The 20607-nt window shown below is 65.1% G+C and carries 3 protein-coding genes; all 3 read right to left on the bottom strand.

What is annotated here, in order from left to right; genetic code table 11:
* Positions 1 to 73: 73 nt before the first annotated feature.
* Positions 74 to 778 (bottom strand): hypothetical protein, encoded by a 705-nt coding sequence (locus tag DXH78_RS11090; protein ID WP_115517085.1) that lies wholly within the window; start codon positions 776 to 778, stop codon positions 74 to 76.
* Between the two features lie 50 nt (positions 779 to 828).
* Positions 829 to 2469 carry a ShlB/FhaC/HecB family hemolysin secretion/activation protein gene (locus DXH78_RS11085; RefSeq protein WP_115517084.1) on the bottom strand — a complete coding sequence of 547 codons (1641 nt, stop codon included), beginning with the start codon at positions 2467 to 2469 and terminating at the stop codon, positions 829 to 831.
* 61 nt (positions 2470 to 2530) lie between these two features.
* Positions 2531 to 20350 (bottom strand): leukotoxin LktA family filamentous adhesin, encoded by a 17820-nt coding sequence (locus DXH78_RS11080; protein ID WP_168192777.1) that lies wholly within the window; start codon positions 20348 to 20350, stop codon positions 2531 to 2533.
* Between the last annotated feature and the right edge of the window lie 257 nt (positions 20351 to 20607).

Here is a 20607-nt window from a genome sequence, read left to right as displayed (position 1 = left end):
ACGCAAACGGCGATCCAATAAAAACGGCCCGGTACATGCTACCGGGCCGTTTTTCATTCCGTCGTCGGCGAGATCAGAACGAGCCCGGCGGCAGGCGGTAGATGTCCGGCGTCTTGGCGTCGGCAATGTAGAACAGCATCAAGCTGCCCGGCGTCAGAATCCGCTGGTTGTTCTCGCCCTGGCTGAACGTGCCCTGCAACAGCAGGATTGCGGTGCGGTCCTTGGCATCGCTGCCACGGAACATCAGGAGGCCGTTATTGATCGGCATGTTGGTCGCGACAGTATCGGGCCGGAAGCCTTCGCTCATGAAGTGCGAGCGCAGCACGCTCGAATTCGAGAACAGCTGCTCCGGCGTCATCTTGTCGTCAGTCGCCTTCGACCACGACACCGACACCTGAATCAGCTTCTTGCTCTGGTAGCCGAACACGTAAGACACTTCGGCGGCGCCGCCGCCCGGCAACAGGTCCGGCACCTTGACGACCAGCGCCTTGGTACGCTCGCCGGCATTGGGCTGTTCGCGAATGGCATCGGCCTTGACGCCAAAGTCTTTGGTGATCGCGGCCTTCACGTCGGCCTCGCTCGTGCCGAACTTCGCCGAGCGGAAACCTTCCACATTGGCGGATGAGGTCGACATCACGCCTGAGGCGCCCGCCGGTGGCGCCGGCGGCTGATCCTTCTTGGTGCCCTGGCTCAGAGCCGAGCCCTGGCTCGCCAGCAGCGCGGCGGCGACGACAACGCCCGCGAGCTTGATACGGTTGATAGATGCGGTTGCTTTCATTGTGCTCTCCATGAGGCCCCTACCCGCGTCGCGCGGTACGCAGGGCCGGTTTACAAAAGTTGCAAGGGCCGCAGCGTGACGCGGCCGTAAAAATCGCTGCGAGGCTGGCCGACGACGACCGTGCGCCACGGCACGCCGACGCTGGCTTCGAAGGTGATCGCCGCATGCGGCGTCCATGACAGACCGGCGCCGGCGGAATCGAGTTGGGTGATCGCCGGGAACGTCGAGAACACCGCGCCGCTGTCGATGAACGCAAAGATGTCGAGGCCCTTGACCAGGTCCGACATGTTCCGGTGCAGCTCGGCATTGAAGTAGTAACCACTGTCGCCCGAGGAGGCATTGGTCGGATAGCCGCGCACCGTGGTCGGCCCGCCGACGGAGAACAGCTGATCGCCCGGCAACAGCTTGTCCCCGGTATATTGCCCACTACCAACGAGTACGGCGCTCATCTGCGCCGGCAGTTGCAGGCTGCCGTAGAACGAACCGGTCAACGTGGTGAAGCTACGCTCGCCACCGAGAATTTTATCGTGCCAGTTGATACCATTGACCGCCGGCGAAATCGTAAGGCTGTAACTGGCGGCCTGCGCCGACAGCGACAAACCGCCCGTCGCCTTCGAATAGCGGCTCTTCGACACCGGCACAGCCGCGAAATCGCTCTCCGAATTGCCGTAGCCGTAGGCGCCGGTCGCCTGCAGCATCCAGACGTCGTTGTTCCAGAAAGGCTGCGAAATGTTCAGCGAAGTCTGGTTCGAGGTGCCGGTGACATCAAGGCTCTCGAACTGACCCTGTACGATCTTGATGCGGCCCTGCGTGTAGCTCAGGCCGATCCGGCCGCCCCACGGATTGAATGGCACGTTGAAGGCGACATTGCCGTTGATGTTGCCCTTCGACTTCACACCGTAGAACGTGAAGCGATCGTCAAAGCCGAGCAAACCATGACGCTTGTAATAAATACCGGCTTCATTGCGTCCGGTGGTCTTGACGCCCTGGTTATCGGCAAAGACCTGCAGCGTATTGACCGGCGGTTCGGTGACAGCGAGTTGCAGGTCGGTCAGGCCGAAGTCGGTGCCGGGCTGCAGCAGCGCGCGCAGTTGGACTTCGTTGGTGCGGTTGAAGCGCACGACATCCTGATTGAGCTTCGGCACGTCGAGCACGTCGCCGGACGGCGGATCGACGCTGCTACGGATATAGCTTTCGCGAGTCTGCTGATTACCGATGACCGACGACTTCTGCAGCCGGCCCTCGGTCAGCTTGATCTTGATGATGCCTTTGTCGGCCGTCTGCGGCGGCAGGATGGCAATGGCGGTGACGATGCCGCGGGCGACGTAGATGGCGTTGACGTCGGCGACCAGGGCCTGAAGCGTGGCGATATCGACGCGGCGGCCGATATACTTCGCCGCGACGGCATCGAGTTCTTCAGCCGTGATGAATTTAGACGAATCGAAGATCACCTTGCGCAGTAGGAAGGTCTGACCGCCACCGGGAATCTGCACAGCGGGCGCCCGCCCGGGGCCGACGACGGCAGGCCCCTGCTGCCGCGGTGCCTGTTCCTGCTGCTCGATACGTTGACGCTGACGCTCGATATTCTGTTCGATCAGGCCGGGGTTGACCTGCGGCGACACCTGGGCGCGCGCCGGCACGGCAGCAAGCGCCACCAGTGCCAAAGCCAGGCCCGTCGCCGCGATACGCATGAATTTCCCGTTCCGACCGCCAACCGCCCGGCACGTCAAAAATGGGCGGTAATGCAAGGGGTTACCTACCATAATCCGCGGCCGCAAAGCTAACGGCAGCGCGGTTTTCCACGGCCGAACTGCGGAGATTTGTGCGGTAACCCTTACGCGACTTGCGGTTTTCCCCCGGGCCCAGCAGGCCCTCGACGTTCACGGCCGGTCCGTCGCCCAGCACCTGAATCGGGCCCAGCCCGCGCCAGCCTTCGCCGAAGCTCTGCAGATAGAACGCGATCAGCAGCGTGCGTTGCAGGTCCTCGGCGGCGCCATCGTCGCCGTTGCGCATATCCTGGATGGCGTTGCGGACGAAGCTCGAGCCGGTGAAGTTGCCGCCGCCATAGTTGATGATCGTCGATGAGATCGTCGAGTCGTAATAGACGACCTGGGTGTTGCTGAAGTTGGCGTTACCGTTCTGCTGCATGGTGAACGCGCCACCCGGCTGGTAGAGCTGCAAATTGTTGCCGCCGACCGGACCCGGACCGCGGTTGTTGAGCAGAATCTGGCCCGCTGGCGTCATGAGCAACATCTGGCCGGGAACATAGCCGCTGGCGATCGTGAGCGCCGGAGAGTCGACGATCAAGATGGAATCCACGATGCGGTACTGATCGATGACGACCTGCGGCGGATCGATGTTGAGATTGGCGCGCGTGGCGACACCGCCTTGATAACCCGTTGCCTTGACGTGCAGCGGTACGGGCGGCAGCGATGGCAACTGCACCGCAGTAACGTCAATGACGTCCGCACCGAGCGACATCGCGCGGTAGACCCTGAGCATACCAACGGTGAGATTTTGCGGTCCGCTCAGCGTGGCCGATCCCGCCTGCATGGTCGACACATTGATCGACTGTCCCCCGGCGAATGACGCATCGCCATTTGCCGTCACGGTGCCGGCGCTGATCGAGCCGTGTTCGGCGGTGACAATGATGTCGCCAAGGTCGCCAGGAATCCCCGTTGTGGTCAGAGCGTTAAACACCACGTTCTGATAGGCGCGGATCGTTTGCGTGCCGCCCGAGGTGACGCTGCCGAAATTGATGTTGTCGGCCGTCGAGCGAACACCGACCGTGGTACCGGCCGTGACGGTGGTCCAGTCGATCAGACCAGCGGTGTTCATCGCCACGGCGCCAGTTGCGCCCGTGATTGACACGCCGGTGATTGATACCGGCGCATTCAGCGTCACGCCGCCATTGGCCGCGATGGTACCGCCCGTGATCCGCCCGGTACGGGACGTCACCTCGACGTCGCCGGCATCACCCTGAATGCCGGTGGTCGCGATCTGGGTAATCGCCATGTCCTGGGCGACGTCGATCGTCATCTTGCCGCCGCTGGTCAGGCTCGGGATATCAATCGTCTCGCGGGTCGAAGTGATCGTCAGCCTGCCGCCCGTCGCTTCCACGGAATTCCAGGTGATCATCTCCTCGGCAATCATTTCCATCGCGCCGGCGCTCGATGTGGCGGTGGTGCCCGAGATCGTCGTCTTGGCGGCCATCCGCGTTGCACCGCCGAGCGTGACCGCCCCGCCCGCGATCTTACCCGTGTCCGATGTGATGTCGGCGCCACCCGCCGTGGCGATCAGTTGCGTGAAGGTGACGTCATTCTTGGCCCACAGGGTCTGCGCCCCGCCGCTCGTGATCGTCGCGATATCGATGACATTTGCGGACGAGCGTACGTCCACAGTCGTCCCAGCCGTGACGGCATTCCAGCGGATCTGGCCGTTGGCGGCGGTCATCGCGACCGAGCCACCCGCCCTGACGTCGGCGCCGGTGATGGTCGTTGCGGCACTCATCGTCACCGAGCCGCTGGCATCCACATTCACCAGGCCGGTCCCGAGCGCGATGATCGCCCCCTCATCGGACCGCAGGGTGATATCGCTGTTGGCGCCGGTCGTCTTCACCTGCCTGAAGGTGACGTCGTGCTTGGCCCACAGCGTCATGCTGCCGCCGCTTTCGACGACGTCGACGGTGACGGCAGCGCCGAGCGAGCGCACGAACATGCTGCCGCCGGCGCGGAGCACGGACCAGTTTAGTTCACCGCCGTCTCCGGCCGCGCCGGTCGCGGTGATCGAGCCTTCGGCGATCAGGGAGACGGATCCGTTGGAGGTGATCGATCCACCGACGATCGAGCCGCTGGTGGACGTCAGGGTCACGTCGCCCTGGCCGGGCGCGGCGGTGTTGGTCAGCTGCTCGAAGGCGACGTCCTGCTTGCCCTGCATCGTGATGGAGCCGACCGTGGTCGCCGTGCCGACCCGCGCGCCGCCGTCCGTGGACGTCAGGTCGATGGTGGTCGCAGCGTTCAAGGTCTCCCAATCGATGTCTCCACGCGCGTGGAGGGAAATCAGCGTCGACGACGCGATGGTCCCGGTGCTGGTAATCTTCGCATTGGCTGCGAGCGGCGAATTGACCGGCAGGTTCGCACCGGCCGTCAGGGTGACGCCGCCAGCGGCCGTGATCGAACCGCCCTGGATCGCGCCCTCGCCGGTCGTAACAATCACGTCGCCAGGATCGCCCGCGAGAGCAAGGCTGGTGAGGCTGCCGAAGCTGACATTGTCCGCAGCCAGCAGGCGCAACGTGCCGCGGCCGGTCGCGGTGCCGACCGTGAGCGTGCCGGGGCCGGTGGTTTGCGCGATGAAGTGGCCCGTCGCACCGGCATCGGTGCTGGCCAGAACGCTGTCGAGCGCGTAGCTGCCGGCGCCGGTCACATCGACGCTGCCCTTGACCGCGGACAACAACGTCGCGCGCATGTCAGGCGCGGCATTCAGGTAGATGCTGCCGGTGGTCGCGGTCGCGGCAAGGCCCTGCGAGCTCACCGTCACGCGCTGCGAAGCCGTGCCGATGTTGCTGGCGTTGAGCGAGACCCGCGCGCCGGTACCGGTGGTCAGGAGGTCGGTCAGCCCGTCGCCATTGCTCAGGATCGCGGCGGTGGTGATACCGCCGGCCTGGACAACGATCGAGGCGGCGTTGCCGGCGGCGGCGTAGGAGGCGCGCGAGATGAGCTGGCCGAGCGTGGCGTCGCCGGTGGTGACGACCGTCAGCACACCGGCGGCGTCGAGTACCGCAAAGGCACCCATGTTCAGCGAGGCCGCCGTGATCAGGATCGCGCCGGCCGTGCTCTTGGCCACGATGTGATCCTGGGCAGTGCCGGCCGCGAAGGTCACGCCGGCATTGGCGAGGAATTGCAAGGCGTTGCCCGCGGTCACGTCGGCGTTGACGGTGATCGAGCCGGCAATGGTGTTGAAGGTCGCCCGCCCGCCGGCGGTCAATGTTCCGTAGCTACCCGAGGCTCCGAGCGTCATATTGCTCGCCGGGCTGTAGATGGCCATGTCGCCGACAGACGACCCGGTGATGGCGCCGCCGATGCGCACCAGCAGCGGCTGCAACGTCGTGCCGTTGTAGCCAATATGACTGCCTGCCCTGACATCCAGCGTTGAGCCGAAGATGCGGGCGATCGTGAAATCCGTGAAGGACGGCAGGCCATAGATGCTGCCGCTGGCGGCGAGCTCGATCGGCGCCGAGCCCTGATCGGCGTTAATCTGCCCGAGCACGAGATCACCCGTCTTCTGCCGGATGAAGATGCCCTGCTTGGCCGACGCCTGGTCGATCCGACCGCCATTTGTCCCGGTCAGCGCCAGCAGCAGTGCGTCCGGATTGTCGGCGGGATCCTGGCCCGCCACCGTGGCGCGGCCGATCGAGCCCGTCTCCGCGATCAGCGTCAGGCTGGCGATATTGCCTGACACTGCCACTGCACCGGACACGCCGGTGATGCTGCCGACCGCCACCAGCCGCACGCCGCCGCCGCCCGCGGCGGTGGTCTGGACGCCTTGCGTTTGTGCCGCCACCAGCGGTCCGAACGATGCGAGCGGCACGCCGCCGAGCACCATGTCGGAGGCGCTGCCGAGATAGATGTCGTTCTTCGCCTTGGCGGCGACCGGGCCGAGCGGATCGACGATGATCAGCTTCTGCTGCTGCACGCTCACAAAATAAGTCGTGATGCCGGTGTGCGCGTCAACGACCGGCGTGACGGTAAGTTGGCCCGGACCGGCCGAAGCCAGCAGGCCCTTCTGCGCAGCAGTCAGGTTGGAGGCATCGACGCTGGTGAAGGAGAACTGCTCCGGCGCCGCGAGGCTGCCGATCGAACCGTTCGGCGCGAACAGCATCACCTGCCGGCCTTTGACGTTGAGCGGCAGGCTGGCGATGGACGGCGGATTGGCCGACGTCGCACCCGAACTGACGGTGTAGCGCAACTGGTCGAGCGACCATTGCGAGCGATCTGTGATCGCCGCGTAGACGTCCGACGTGGTCGACAGCGCGTAACGGTAGGTCGCGTCATAGGCATCAAGCGCGGTGCTCGAGACGCCAGGCGCCTGGCGCAGTCGGGCGGCAGAAGCGGCGTCGATATTGAACAAGGTTTCGAGCGTCACGCCGGTGCCGAGCTGATTGGCGTTGACCATGCCGAGCAGATACTGCGCTCGCATATAGCGCTTGCTGACTTCGGTCTGGATGGCGGTGCGCGCCTCTGCGGAGTTCAGATCGGTGCCGGCCGCGAGCGCACCCGACGCGAGCATCTGCGCACCAATCGACTTCACGCCGAGATCGGTGATGTTGTACTGATCCGGATGACCCGGAACGTTGAAAGCGAGATTCCGGAGCTGCCAGTAGTCGCGATAGGCCGCATTGACCAGCGACTCGAAGCTGGCGACCTGCGCCGCGCCCGATCCGTTGACCAGATCGAGGCTCGCCCACACGCTCTCCAGATACTGCTGCTGCTGGGCGGTCAAACCGACATTGTTATGGCCGCTGAGAATGCTGCCGTTCATCGCCGCAACGAACACCGGGCCGTCCGTCGCGCTGACCGCGCCGATACGAAGATCCCCGCTCGACTGGATCAGGTAGGCACCGCTGTTCGAGGCGCTGTTGAGCACACCGCCATCGGTGGTGCCGCCGGGCAGTGTCGTCGCCCAAGTCTGAATCACGAGCGGGTTGATGCTGCCGAGGGTACCGTGGCCCTGAGCATCGACCGTCGTGATCGCGCCGATGGCGCCACTGGTGCTGTCGATGGTGATCGACTTGCCGATGATGACCGGGCTGTTGACGTTGTAGGGCGAGGCCGAATTGATGTCGCCGGATGCGGTAATGTAGACATCACCCTGCGGCTCCGGCTTGCCGGTCGTCGCATTGGTGCGGGCGCTGTCGACACGCACCTGGGCAATTTTCAACGAGCCCTGCGACGCGACGGCGATATCGCGGTCGGTCGAGACCGCGGTGAGAGCGCCGCCATAGACCTGCACGGGAACCGGGCGGTCGGCCGAGCCGATGCCGCCCTGCCCGTTCAGCGTGACCTGCGTGCCGGACACCAACGGATTGAGCGCGCCCGGCGCCACGGTGATGGATGAGTTGGCGCCGGTTGCCGTAATGGTCGTCGTGCCCTGCAGGTTGTTGATCGGGCCGTTGAGAACGATGCTGCTGTTCGAAGCAACGTTGACACTGCTGACGCCGCCGCCGTTGAAAGAGACCGAGATCGGGAACGACGCCTTGACCGTGTTCGTGAGGTTCAGCGTCAGGCGGTAATAGATGAGCTGATGCCAGGTGCCGCTGAAATCGGTGCCGCAACACTTGTCGCCGGTCGAGAACGAATTGTTGTACGCGTCGCCGGTGGCGCTGACCACCTGCTGGAAGTTGGTCCACTGGTTGCCGGCCGCCTGCCCGTTCACGATCTGCTGCGCGTTCTCGACCAGAGTCGGCGCGCCACGCACCCAGGGATAGACTTCCGAATTGGCATTGGCGCCGACGAAGGTCCAACCGTAGTCATTCGACTGCGACGTCTGCGGGCGCGTCAGGGTCGCGGTATCGACCCACTGGTAGTACATGTTTTCTTTGGTCCGGTAGACGAGCCCCGTCGGACCGCTCTGCCCCTGGTTCTGCACGCCCTGGCTTTGATAGCTGCTCGTGCTCGTTCCTGCTGCCCAGTAGGTCGTGACCTGCTGCCCCGCCGCCGCGCCGGCGTTGTAGACGTACCAGGTTGTCTCGTTCTTGAGCCGATCGACAAGCTGCACAACGCTCGCCGCCGTCACGCCGGTGTTGATCGTGTTGGTGACGAGCGTAACGCCGGTCGAGTTCACGACGTTCACCGTGCCCGCGCCGCCGTTGACGACGATTTCGCCCTGAGCCAGGCCGGACGTCGAGGTGCTGATGATCTTGCCGTTGAGATAGACGTAGCCACCAGTTCCCTGCACCACGCCGTTGAGCAGGATCTGGTCGTTGAGCGCGTCGTACCTCGCGCCGATGCGCACATCGGAGCCCGTCGACGTTACGTAGCCCGAGATATCGTAATAATTGCCGGCGGCGGCGGCCCTTTTGGCGGTGGCCAGCGCATCCGCATCGCTCTTCAGCGCGTTGATGGCGTCCTGCGCGCTCTGACCGATATTGGCCGAGTAGTTGCTGGTCTGCCCGACCGTGACCTTGCCGTTGATGTTGATGACGCCGGCAGTGATGATGATCGCCTTGCCGATAGTTAGTTCGCCCCGCGCGACATTGGCGGACTCCGCCGTGACCGGCTGAACGGCGGCGCCGGCGATCTTGACGACCTGGAAGTAATTGCCGCAACCCGAACAGTGGAACGGACCGCCGCGCCCACCGTCGCCATAAGCCTGATCCTCGTAGTTGTGACGCTCCCACGGGGCGAGGACGATCTTGTCGACGGTCGTGCCCTCGCCGGTCGCCAGAGCGGCCGCGCTCGGGATACCGTTCATCGGCAGGAAGATCGCCGACCACAACTCGCCCCCGGCGTAACCCAAGCTCAGCATACGGGCGGTGAAAACGGTGCTGGCGCTGGTGCCGTAGTTGGTGACGGGCGCTCCCTGAACACCGTTCGTATTGCTGGAGTAGTAATTGTACGGATGCGCCCAGTCGACGCCGCCGACATAAATGCTGCCATAGGTGCCTAGCCAGGTCGCCGCGAGTTCAACCGCGCTCAACGTGTCGGTCGGCCGGTACTGCTTGCCGTTCCACTGCGACGCCACATCGCCGTTCATGTTGTAGACAGTGCCGGCGCTGCCGTCGAAAGTGAAGGCGCCTTCCGGAACCTTCATTTCGATGGCCAGCGCGACGAAGCTCTGCGTGGCCACGACGCTGCCGAGCTTGTTCTCGATGCTGAGCAGGCCGTTGGTATTCGTGACGACACCGCCGAAATAGATATCAGGCGTCGTCACCAGCAGATGGCCCTGATCGTCAATGGACTGGCCGGTGTTCGCGTCCTTGCGGTAATAGCTGGCGTCGACCTTGATGAGCGGCGCGGTGCCGCTGGCATCGTTCCTGTAGGTCAGGGTCGTCGAGTTCTGGTCGTTGGCGCGCCCCGTGAAGACGTTACGGCCGCCGGTCACGCCGGAAATCGTCAGCTTGTTCAGGCTGAGGAATTTGAGACCCTGGTTGTCGATATCGATAGCGGCGGTGCCTTGCGACGCAATCTGGCCCGTACCGGTGAGCTTCTCGGCCAGAACCGACACGCTGCCGGCCGAGACGAGAATGTCACTGAACGAATAGACTTGATTCGAGCCGCGCGAGGCGAACGGCGCCTGCTGGGTCAGCGTGTCGATCTGCCGCTGCTTGTTCTGCTCCGTATCGTCGTTGATCGCCGCAATCGTCTGCTTGGCCGTGAGGGCGGCATCGACCTGTGCCGTCGTCAGCCCACTGAGCGTGGCGATTTTCTGCAGTACGTCCTGATAAGGGCTGAACCCACCGGTCAGCGACCAGTAGATCTTCTGGTTGTTGTAGCTGACGATCGACGAGAACTGGGTCGGATCCGAAACCTGCTGCAGCGTCACGGCGCAGGACTGACCCGCCGAAAGTAATGCACACGGCGTGCTGCTGGTGTCGAGATTGACGGCGCCGTTCAGGCCAATCGTGATGTTCGCCTGATTGTGGACGCCGGCCATCACCTTGCCGTTGACGATCACGTCGCCGCGGCCAACGTTCTGCGCCGGATTATCGCTGTGCGAGCCGTTCGAGTCGCTGTTGTTGTCGTGGTCTTCGGTCGAGAACAGCTCGAGGAACGGGCTGTAGAGCGTGCCACGGCCGTTGGCCTCGACGCCGCCCTGCGTGGCCCCGATGAAGACGTTATTGGCGCCGAGCACCAGCGAGCCCGGATCGATGGTCAGGGTCGCGTAACCATAGGCGCGGCCGTAGCCGCCATGCTCGGCCGTGATCGCGATCAGCGTGTTGTTGTAGACGACCGTCGTCGCATTCGCCTGGATCTGGCTGAAGCGGCTGCCGTCGCCTGCCTTGCCGGCATACATGTTGATGAGGCCCCACGCCTCGACGCGCGTGCCACCGATGGAGACGTTCTGTGTGGCAGTGAGGTCGGCGTGACTGCTGGCGCCAACGCCGCCGACCAGGCCATAAAGGCTGGCATTGGCGTTGTTGTTGGCGATCATCTTCGCCGCCGAGCCGATGGCGATATTGCCGGCGCTGAACAGCCGCGCCGCGTCGATGTCGACGGTGATGGTCGCGGTCGCCGTCATCCTGGTCTCGGCACCGCCGCCGGCGAACAGGCCGGCCGCCGTCAGTGTCACCGTGTCGGTCGTCTGCAGATCGGCGAAGCCTTCAATATTGATCTTACCCAGCGTGGTCAGCGGATTGTCGTTGAGGCTGAGAATGGTGCCGGCGCCGACCAGCGTGTTGATGGTCTGGGTGACGGTCGTCTTACTCAAGGATGCGCCGACGGCGAGGCCGCCGCCGGACCCGGCGCGGGCGCCGCCCGAAGTCTGCCGGACTTCATCGAGCGCGATGACGTTGATGTCGCGGGCGAGACCAGTAATGCGGTCGCGGCCGTAGGAATTGACAATGAGATTGCCGCCGACCTTGGCGGTGACCGTCGAGGTGACCGTGTTGTCGGCCGAGCCGCCGCTGGCGCCGATGGCGGAGGCCTGCACGGCATCGCCAGTCGCGGCATAGTTCGTCCGGTGCGTGGCGCGCACGCCGAGGCCGGTGACGTAAAGCGTGGTCAGCGTCGCGCCGCCCAGGAGTTCGGCGCTAACCGTCGAAGTCGTCGTCGTCTTCGAAACCGCGGCCGCGCCGGCCGATAGACCGCCCGAGCCGGCGGTCGACTTGGCGACGGTGGTGTCTGTGCCGGTCGCGACGATCGAGAGCGAGCCGTTGTTGTTGACGTCGGTGGCGATCACGCCCGTGTCGAGCCATGCCTTGGTTTCGCTGGTCGAGGTCGCCTCGCTGAACGTCGCACCTGCCGCGACATAGCCGAATGCGACGCCGCTCGCCTCGGCATATTGATCGGTGTCGTTTTGCGCCGCGATCGACACATTGGCCGACGGCAGCCGCACACCGGTGCCGCCATAGGCGTGCACTTTCGTGGTGTTGTTGGCTTGCGCGTTGGTGCCCTGCAGCCCGTAGAGCGTGCCGCCGCCGGCGGCGACGGCCTGCGAATAGGCCGAGTGGCCGCTGTCGCCAATTGCGCCCACGGCACTGACAGTGAGCGCGTTGCTGCCGGAGAAATTCGTGCTGTTGCCGATCGAGGCTGTAACCTCGAGACCCGCCGTCGCGATCGTCGACGACACGCCGATGCCGACACCGCCGACGGCAACGCCTTTCGAGACTGCCGACACATCGGGCGTGCCGCTGGCATAGACCAGAATGCCGGTACCGGCCGCCTGGACGCGCGCATTGTTGCCGATCTGGGCAATGATCTTCTGGGAATCCGTCGCGGTGGCTGATGCGCCCGCCCCGGCCAGCACACCGGCCGCGCCGGCAATCGTCTCCGCGCTGACGCTGCCGCCGCCGGTCGTCATCACGGCGACATTGGCGACGTTGGTCACCTGCGTCGAGGCGGCAATTTCCGCCGTGACGTCGCTCGACTTCTCGGCATTGGCCAGCGACAGGCCGACTGCAGCGAGGCCGCCCGCGCCGCCATAGCCATAGGACGTAATGCTCGAACTATCGGACGCGGTGACGGCGACAGTACCAGAGGTCAGACCGCCGGTTGCGCCCGTGGTCGTCGCACCGAGCGTCGCGCGTACGGTGTTATCGATGTGCGACTCGCCAACCGCCGCGCCAAGGCCAACATAGAGCCCGCCCGCGCCGGCCGCGGCGAACGTCTGCACCGCCTTGTCGCCGCCGTGATCGCCGGCAACGGCACCGATCGAAATGGCATTTGATGTCAGCTGGCCGCCGATTGCTTCCGCGGTGATCTTCTGCGTCACGGTCGTGTAGGCGACACCCGCGCCAATGCCGCCGGTGCCGCCGAGCGCCAGCGACCCTGTGATGTTGCGGGTCGCCATTTCGGACGTGGCATTGATGCCGATGGCGCCGGCCGTAACGCTGCTGTTGAGGACCTGCGCGGCGACGCCTTCGGCATTGCCACCGATGCCCGCGATGACATCGACGCCGGTGGCGGCGCGCGCATTGCCGAGCGTGCCGCTGGAGCTGTTGCCGCTGGATGAGCCGGCGTTGAGCACACTCATCTGGTCGGTCGAAGCGCCGGAATCGACCAACACGATGCCGACGGTGCCGGCGAAGGCGCCGGTGCCGGCCAGGCTGCCCGCGACGGTGATCGGATTGATTTCGCGCACGCTCAGCGCATTGACGCTGACCGCCCCCGCCGTCGTCACCGTGGCGCCGGCCATCAGCGCGCGCGTGTTGCTCTTGAAGGAGACGAGATTGACGGCAGCGCCGAAGCCGACGCTCCCGCCGCCGGCAAGTCCGCCGACGATCGGGGCAATGCTGTCGGTTTCGGTCGCCAGCACCGAGACGGCGCCGTCGCCGCCCGTACCGCTCATCGTCACCGACGCGTTACGCAGCGCGGCAAAGACGTTGTTGTCGATGAACATGCCCGAGAACTGCGCCGCGATGCCGCCCGAGCCGCCAAGCGCGGCAACCATGACGTAACCCGAGTTCCGCGTGGTGTTGGAAGCAGCAACGGTCAGCGCACCGGAGAGATGCAGCGAGGTCGCCGTGGTCGTCGGATCGTCGTCGCCGACCACCGCCTGCACGGTGTTGTCGCTCATCGCGACCAGCACGGTCGCGCCGAGGCCGACGGAGGAGCCGACACTTCCGGCACCCACGGCACCGAAGAAACCATTCAAACCGGCGGCGGTCACCGACATCGCGCCGGCACGGACGGTGCCCTGCTCGAAGATCGCCTGCGTCGTCGACTGGAATATGTTGGCCAGCGACGAGCCGCTGATCGCCGCGCTGCCGCCGGACCCGGCCGCGCCGAGCACGTTGCTCGACGCCGACTGGAAGGCATTGGCCTTGATGCCGACCGCCCCTGCCGCAACCGTGCTCGACCCGATATCGGTGCCGAACACCCGCGCCACGGTGGTGCGGTTCATCGTGTTGATATTGAGCGCCGCGGTGCCGGCCGCGCTGCCGCCCGAATCCGATATGCCGAGAACGAGGTTGTTGGCGAACGAAGCGCTCGACGCGGTGACCTGCACAGCGGACACATCGCCGCTCTGCAGATGGGTGTTCAGGTCCGACGCCAGCACTTCCGCCGACGTCCGCCCGCCCATGACATTGGTGACGGCATTGGCGGCGATGGCCAGACCGTTCGACGACGCCGACAGCAGCGCGCTCACCGTTTGCGCTTTCTGCGCCGAGGTGGCGACGACGGCGATGCCCTTGAGGGTCTGGGTGCCGTTATTGAGGTTCAGCGTGCTCGCCGGAGTCACGACGTCCGACGGATCGATCGTATTGGCGAGAACGCCATTGTCGATCATGGCGGTGCTGAAGAGACCGCGGCCATCGACGGCGGAGCCGTTGATCAGCGCGCCGGTCTCGCCATTGATGGTATTGACCACGACCGAAGCGCCGAGGCCCTTGCCCGCACTCAACGCGGCGCTCACCGCGCCGGCATAGGCCGCAATCGCGTTGTCATTGTCCGCCAGCACCAGAACGTTGCCCAACGCGGTGACATTCGATCCGACATTCGCGCCGCCGAGAACGATGCTGGCGTAAACCTTGCCGGACTGGGTGCTGATGGCGAGCGAACCCGCGCCGCTCATGCCGTCGGACGGCGGGCTCTGCGCCGGCGGCGGCGCGGGCGGCGGACCCGCCATTCCCGGCAGCGTCCGTGTCGACATCGGCGCAAGGCGCGTCAGCAGCGTGGACAGGCCTGACGACGGCGGCGGCGTTGGCGGGCCGCCACTGTCGTTGCCGGTGGTGATCGCCGCGCCGATGGACACGGTAATGATGTCGGCGGTGGATGCGCCCGACACCAGCACATTGCCGGCGCGCAGGTTACCGCCGATCAGTGGACTGCTGTTCGACAGCGCACCGGTCGCCGTCACACTAGCGCCAGCGATGGCCGCCGAGACATAAGTACCAATCTGGCTGACGCCGGCCGACAGGCCGACGGCATTCCCGCCGCTGAGATTGACCGATATGGCGCCGGCCGCGCTACGGACCTTTCCGCCGGCCGTGGCTGTCACGGAAACCGCCGCTGCCGACACGGTCGCGGTCGCGGTGTTGAGCGGATCGCCGCTCGTCACCACGCCGTGACCGATCTGCGCGACGACGAAATTGTTGATGGCGTTGTAGGCGACCGAACCGTTACCGGCGACCGACCCCGTCGCCACGCCGACGCCGATGGCAATGCCGATGATTTCCGAGTTGTCGCGCGCCGAGACATCGACGACACCGCCGGTCGAGGTCACCGTCGTGCGATCGATATAGGCCTCGTAGCTGGAGGCGATGCGATTGACCACGATCGAGATGCCGACATTCGACTTGCCGCCCTGCACATTGCCGGCAACGGCGATGATGGCGGCGCCGGTCGCGCTGCTCGGGCTGAGATCGCTGGCGTCGAAGTTGATGTCCGAGTCGCCGGAATAGGAGAGCCCGCCATTAGCCGTGATCGCGGCGTTGCGGATCAGAGTATTGAGCGTAGCGTCAGAACCGCTGAAGGCATTGACCCGGACATCGCCCGCGACCGTGATGCCGCCTGTCACCGCCGCCGTTCCGGCGACGGCCGGCACCGACGTGATCTCAGCCAGGATCGTCGGGCTGATCTCGGTGACGACGACTGAGCCGGCAAAGCCGTTCGCATTGGGACCGCCACCGGCCGTCGCAGCGCCGGCGATGATACGGCTGTTGCTCATCGCCAGAATGATCAGGTCGTCGGTGTTCGAGACCTTTGAGTTAGAGAGGATCGCCGACACTGCCGCGCCGCTCGTCGGATCGCCAATGCCGGCATAGGTCAGCGACACGCCGAGACCGTTGCTTTCATCCGTGCCGAGGCCGCCATAGAGCGAGCCGCCGCCGATGCCGATATTGGTGTTCTGCGAGGCGATGATCGTCAGGTCGCCTTTGAAGCCGCCGTTGGCCTGCCCGATCGTCGAACTGTCGACGCTGGCCTGGACGCCGTTGTTGAGATCCGCGGCCGACACAGACACCGCGACCTGCGTCTGGCCGCCTGAGCCGCCGGTGACCGCGATGCCAAGGCCGATGGTCGTGTTCTCGCCGCCGGCCAGCGCCTGCACGGTCGTGGAATAAGCCGTCACGGTGGAACGCGAGATGGTGGCGGTCGTCAGGTCGTTGCTCAGTGTAACGGCAACGGCGCCGGCGATGCCGACCGTCGACTCCGTGCCGGGCGCGCCCTTCGCCATGGCGGCGCCGCCGCTGGCGGTGTCGATGATGGTGTTGTTGAGCGCCTGCACCGAAACGCGGTTGTTGCCGCCGGGCGTGTACTTGACGGTCGCGTCGGCGATGCTGGCGGCCGTCGCAACCGAGGTCAGATCGATCGCCGCGCTGCCGGCGCCGGCCGCAGAGGTACCGCCGTTGACGGGGCCCGAAACCTGCTGGTCGAGCTTGTCGTAAATGCCGGCGATCTTGGCCGCCACCGCGCCCGCGATGCCGCCGAAGTAATTGACCGCCGACGACAGGAATCCGGTCGCGCCCGGATTGACCGCCTCTTCCGCCGGAGGCGCGCCAGGCGTGGGCGTGTTGTTGTTCGCCGTCGCGGCCACGGCCACCGTTGTGAGGCGGCCGACCGACAAGGCGGTGACATTGGTCTCGAAGGCGTCAATGTAACCAGCAACCGAGGGGGCGACATGAGCGTCATTGTCACCGCCGGCGGTACCCGTGAGAGCCTGCGAGTTGTCGCCGATATAAGCGGAGGTGTTGGTCGAGATCGATGCCAGCGCCACCACCAGGCCGATGCCCGAGCCTGAGGTGATGCCGACGGCACCGCCGACATTGAATGTCGAGATTTCCTGCTGTGCGGCGACGTTGACGGACGACGACGTTACACGCGCCGAATTGCTGATCGAGGCCGAGGTGTTGTTGTCGATCAGCAGCACCGTCGCGATGCCGTTCAATCCGAGGCCGCCGCCTTTGCCCGAGGTCGGGGCGACCGCATAAACGAGATCGCTGGTATCGGCGGTAACCGAAAGCGAGCCACTGTTGGTGTTGACCACCGCCCCGGCGCCGATGCCGGCCACCGTGCTGGTATGGAACTGGGCGACGTTGGCGGAGCCGCCGATCGCCGTCGCCACATCCGGCGTATCGGGTCCACCATTGGTGCCGAAGAACGTAAACCAGCTGAAATTGCCGCCCATGTGGATCGACTCGGTCGACGTCGTCGCTTTCACGACGACGTCGTTGCCCCAGTTGATCTGCGTGCGCGCGCCAAGGTCGGCCAGATTGAAAGCTGCCGGCAGGGTCAGCGCCCCGGGTGGCGTCGGCGTCGACACCGTCGGGAGGGACGACCAGCAGATCGTCGCCGCGCCGCATCCGCTGCCGGTGCGGGTGATGGTCGCGCCGCTGCCGATCCAGGCCGTGGTGCTGGTCGTCAGATCGAAATAGTTCAGAGAACCCGAGAAACCGAAGGACGTGGCTTCGGCGGTCGCGTTGGCATAGGACGTCAGGATATTATTGACGATGCCGAGATTGCCATTGGCGTGCGAGATCAGGTCGGACAGCGTCTGGGTCACCGAGTTGTACGAGGCAAAGTTCAGCCAGGTATTGGTGATCGGCGTGTCGGTTTCGGCGCTGACACCGATATGCGCACCGGTGATCGTCGCGCTTGAGCCGATATAGGCGTTCGACGACTGGTCAGCCTGCGTCAGGGCGACCGCCATCGACACGCCCTTCTGCGTCGACGGATGCGCGGGCGTGCCGGCCGGATTGGATTCGATCGACGTCGCGGCATTTGTACGAAGCGCAGCGTTGCTCAGCATGCTGACAACGCCGACATTGCCCGAGGCGTATATGTTCGGCGCCGCGCCCGATGCGACCATGTCGCCGTCATTGTCGGGGGCGACATTGGCGATCGATGCCGACGAGGTGAGCGTCGGCATGTTCAGCGCCAGCGTCAGACCGGCGCGGAACGCGGCTGTGGTGCCTTGCGATTGCGTGACGCTGAAGAGTCGCGTGCCCTCCAGCAAGCCGCCCGCCCCGAACAACTGTGTGAAGCCCTGCGCGCCGGCAACCTTGGTGATGATGTTGCGCAGCAGATAAGGCGTGCCCACCGTACTCGCCGCCGACACCGAGTTCTTCGTCGTGTCGCTGCCGGCGTAAACGGTTACGGAGCCCGCACCGGCATTCTGCGCGATGCCGGCCCCCATATTGGCGACCGTGTTGCTGGTGACATCGCTGATCGCCACCGCCACCGCTGCCGAACCGGTGCCGCCGGACAGCGCTGTGGCCGTTGTCGAGAAGCTGTTCTGGCTCTGGGCAACAACCGAAACGTTGCCGACCTTCTGAATATTGGCGCCGGAGTCGATCAGCGCCTTGGTGTTCATCGTACCAGTCGAATAGGCCACGACAACATCGGCCGCCGACGTTTCGGTGAACACCAGCGCCGCGACGCTCAGCTCGGCGCTGGTGCCGGCGAGCACCCGCAGGTCGCCGCTGGATATGGTGGCGCCTGACTTTACGTGCGTTTCGACATCGGCATTGACGACCCCGACGACGACGCCGGCGGCGACGGCGTTCTGCAAGGCCGTCAGCGAGAAGGTAATGGCCGGGTTTTCCGCGACCACCGACCCCAACGACGCCAGGGTGACCGCCCCTGTCGCCTTGAGAGTCGCGGTGCCTTCAACAATGACTTTGGCGGTTGCCTGGGATTTCACGTAGGCGCCGTTGAACCCTGTCAGCAGGCCGAACGTGACGCCGGCGCCGAACTGCGCCATGGCGAGGACGGAATTCGTATAGGAGGTGCTGGCATCGGCGTTCGCCGTCGCAGTGATCGAGCTGCCGCCGATCTTGCCGGCGATCAGGATTTGCGAGTTCGCGTTCGATTCCGCCGTTCCCTGGTGGTCGCGCACGCTGGCCGCCAAGGTAACCGCGCCGCCGGTGTAGTTGGTCGCGCCCTGACCTGTCGTGTTGTTGACGTCGGCAAAAATCTTGCCGGTCGCGCCGAGGGTGATGTTGGTGCCCGAGAGCAGCACAGACCCGGAATTGCCGGTCGAGAACCGGCCGAGATCGGCGAGGAAATTGGTGGCGCTGGCGCCGGAATAGCTGCGGGTGTCGATCAGGCCGTCGATGACGATCGCGCCGCCATCGGCTGCGAGGACCTGGAAATTGTGGCCGTTTGTCTTGATGACGCCGTTCGCGGTGACGGTGAAGTTCTGCGCCGGAATGATGTAGGTCGCGCCAACGCTTAGCGAAGAAATCGCGGCGGCAATGTCCTCATTGTCCATCGTGACGCCGGCATCGCCGGAGGCACCGACGACAACGTTCGGCGGGTCCATCAGCAGTGCGCCGGCCTGTCCGTTTGGCGCCGACACGTCGACCTTGAAGCCGTTCTGCAGGTCGAAGGTGCCGAACGAACTCAGTTCAACGAGGCCGGCATTACCTTGCGCGGCGCTGGCATCGAACCGGGCACCCGCTTCGACCACGAGCTTGTTCTGCGCAAGCAGGCGAACCGAACCGGCATTGCCGGCCGTACTCTTGGCCGAGAGAACGCCATAACCGGAGACGACGATGTCATGCCCCGCCTTGACGGCGATCGTGCCACCGTTGCCGTTCTTGCTGTCGGCACTAACACGGGCGCGCGAGCCGAACTCAGCATTGCGGCCAGCATCGATACCGATCGCGCCGCCATTGCGCGCTTTAACACCGCCATTCACCCGCGCGTCATTGGCGGCGACAATCTGGATCGAGCCGTTGCGGACCACGATGTTGTTGGCGCTGCGCAGGCCGCGCGAATTGACGGTCGAGGCAAAGCGCGTCGCCTGCTCGCGGTTGACCGCGTCGCGGCCCGAGCCGACGAACACGTTCTGACCGGTGAGGCGCACGGCATCGACGGCGTTGACGCGGCCCTTGATGCGGATGTTGCCGTCGGGCGAGATCGGGATCGTACCGGCGAGCAGGTTGGACACCGCGCCTTCGTTGATCTGCCCGCTCGGGCTGATCATGCCATCAACGAATTCACGCGTCGGCGTCGAAACGTTCAGGCTGCCGACATTGACCACGCCGGTGCGGCCCACGACAAAGCCATAGGGATCGGCGAAGTAGACGTTGCCGCCGATCTGACCGTTCTTGTAGGCGTTCAGCGTGCCGTTCACATAGGCCGGCGCGTCGCGCACGATGTTGATCAGGTTCTGCGTACCGGTCGGCAGATGCAGGTTGACGGTGTTGCCGAGGCCGACGCCGAACTGCGAGAACGAGTTGAACCCGTTAGCGCCGGAGACGGTCGAGGTCGTGATGTTGGTGACGTTGCCGCTGGTTTGAACCTGGGTCTGGGTGCGGCCGTCGGTAACGATGACGTTGGCCTGCTGGGCGCGGACCGGCCAGATCGCCATCATCAGGGCGAGGCCGGTGCAGATGACCTGCGTCGCCAGACGGTCGACGCGCGCCCGCCAGTCGGGGCGCGCTGCCGCGTCCTGCGTCCTGATCGGCATTGGCGCCGTCGGTTGCCCCATAGCGTCCACTTGCTCCGTCCGGGCGGTTGGCCCTGGCGAAGGCGGCGGCAGCGCGGGTCGCGGGATGGCTGGATGGTGCCGGACGGCTCCCCTGTTGAATGCAGAATTCAACATTGGATTTGACGGCAATACCGCCGTCGCCGCAGGATGCTACCTGCTGTCGACGGCGTAACGCCCTGTCCGAAACCTGACCCTCTTCCCCGTCGACGCGGCTGCGCGCGCCTTTGGTTAATAGT

Origin of the sequence: Undibacter mobilis, from assembly GCF_003367195.1 — a bacterium.
In the GTDB taxonomy this organism is placed as follows: domain Bacteria; phylum Pseudomonadota; class Alphaproteobacteria; order Rhizobiales; family Xanthobacteraceae; genus Pseudolabrys; species Pseudolabrys mobilis.
This window is presented reverse-complemented; position numbering and strand designations above follow the sequence as displayed.

What these genes read in the sequence shown, in the direction of transcription:
- DXH78_RS11090 (WP_115517085.1), bottom strand. Translation starts at nt 778, where the DNA reads ATGAAAGCAACCGCATCTATCAACCGTATCAAGCTCGCGGGCGTTGTC.
- DXH78_RS11085 (WP_115517084.1), bottom strand. Translation starts at nt 2,469, where the DNA reads ATGCGTATCGCGGCGACGGGCCTGGCTTTGGCACTGGTGGCGCTTGCT.
- DXH78_RS11080 (WP_168192777.1), bottom strand. Translation starts at nt 20,350, where the DNA reads ATGCCGATCAGGACGCAGGACGCGGCAGCGCGCCCCGACTGGCGGGCG.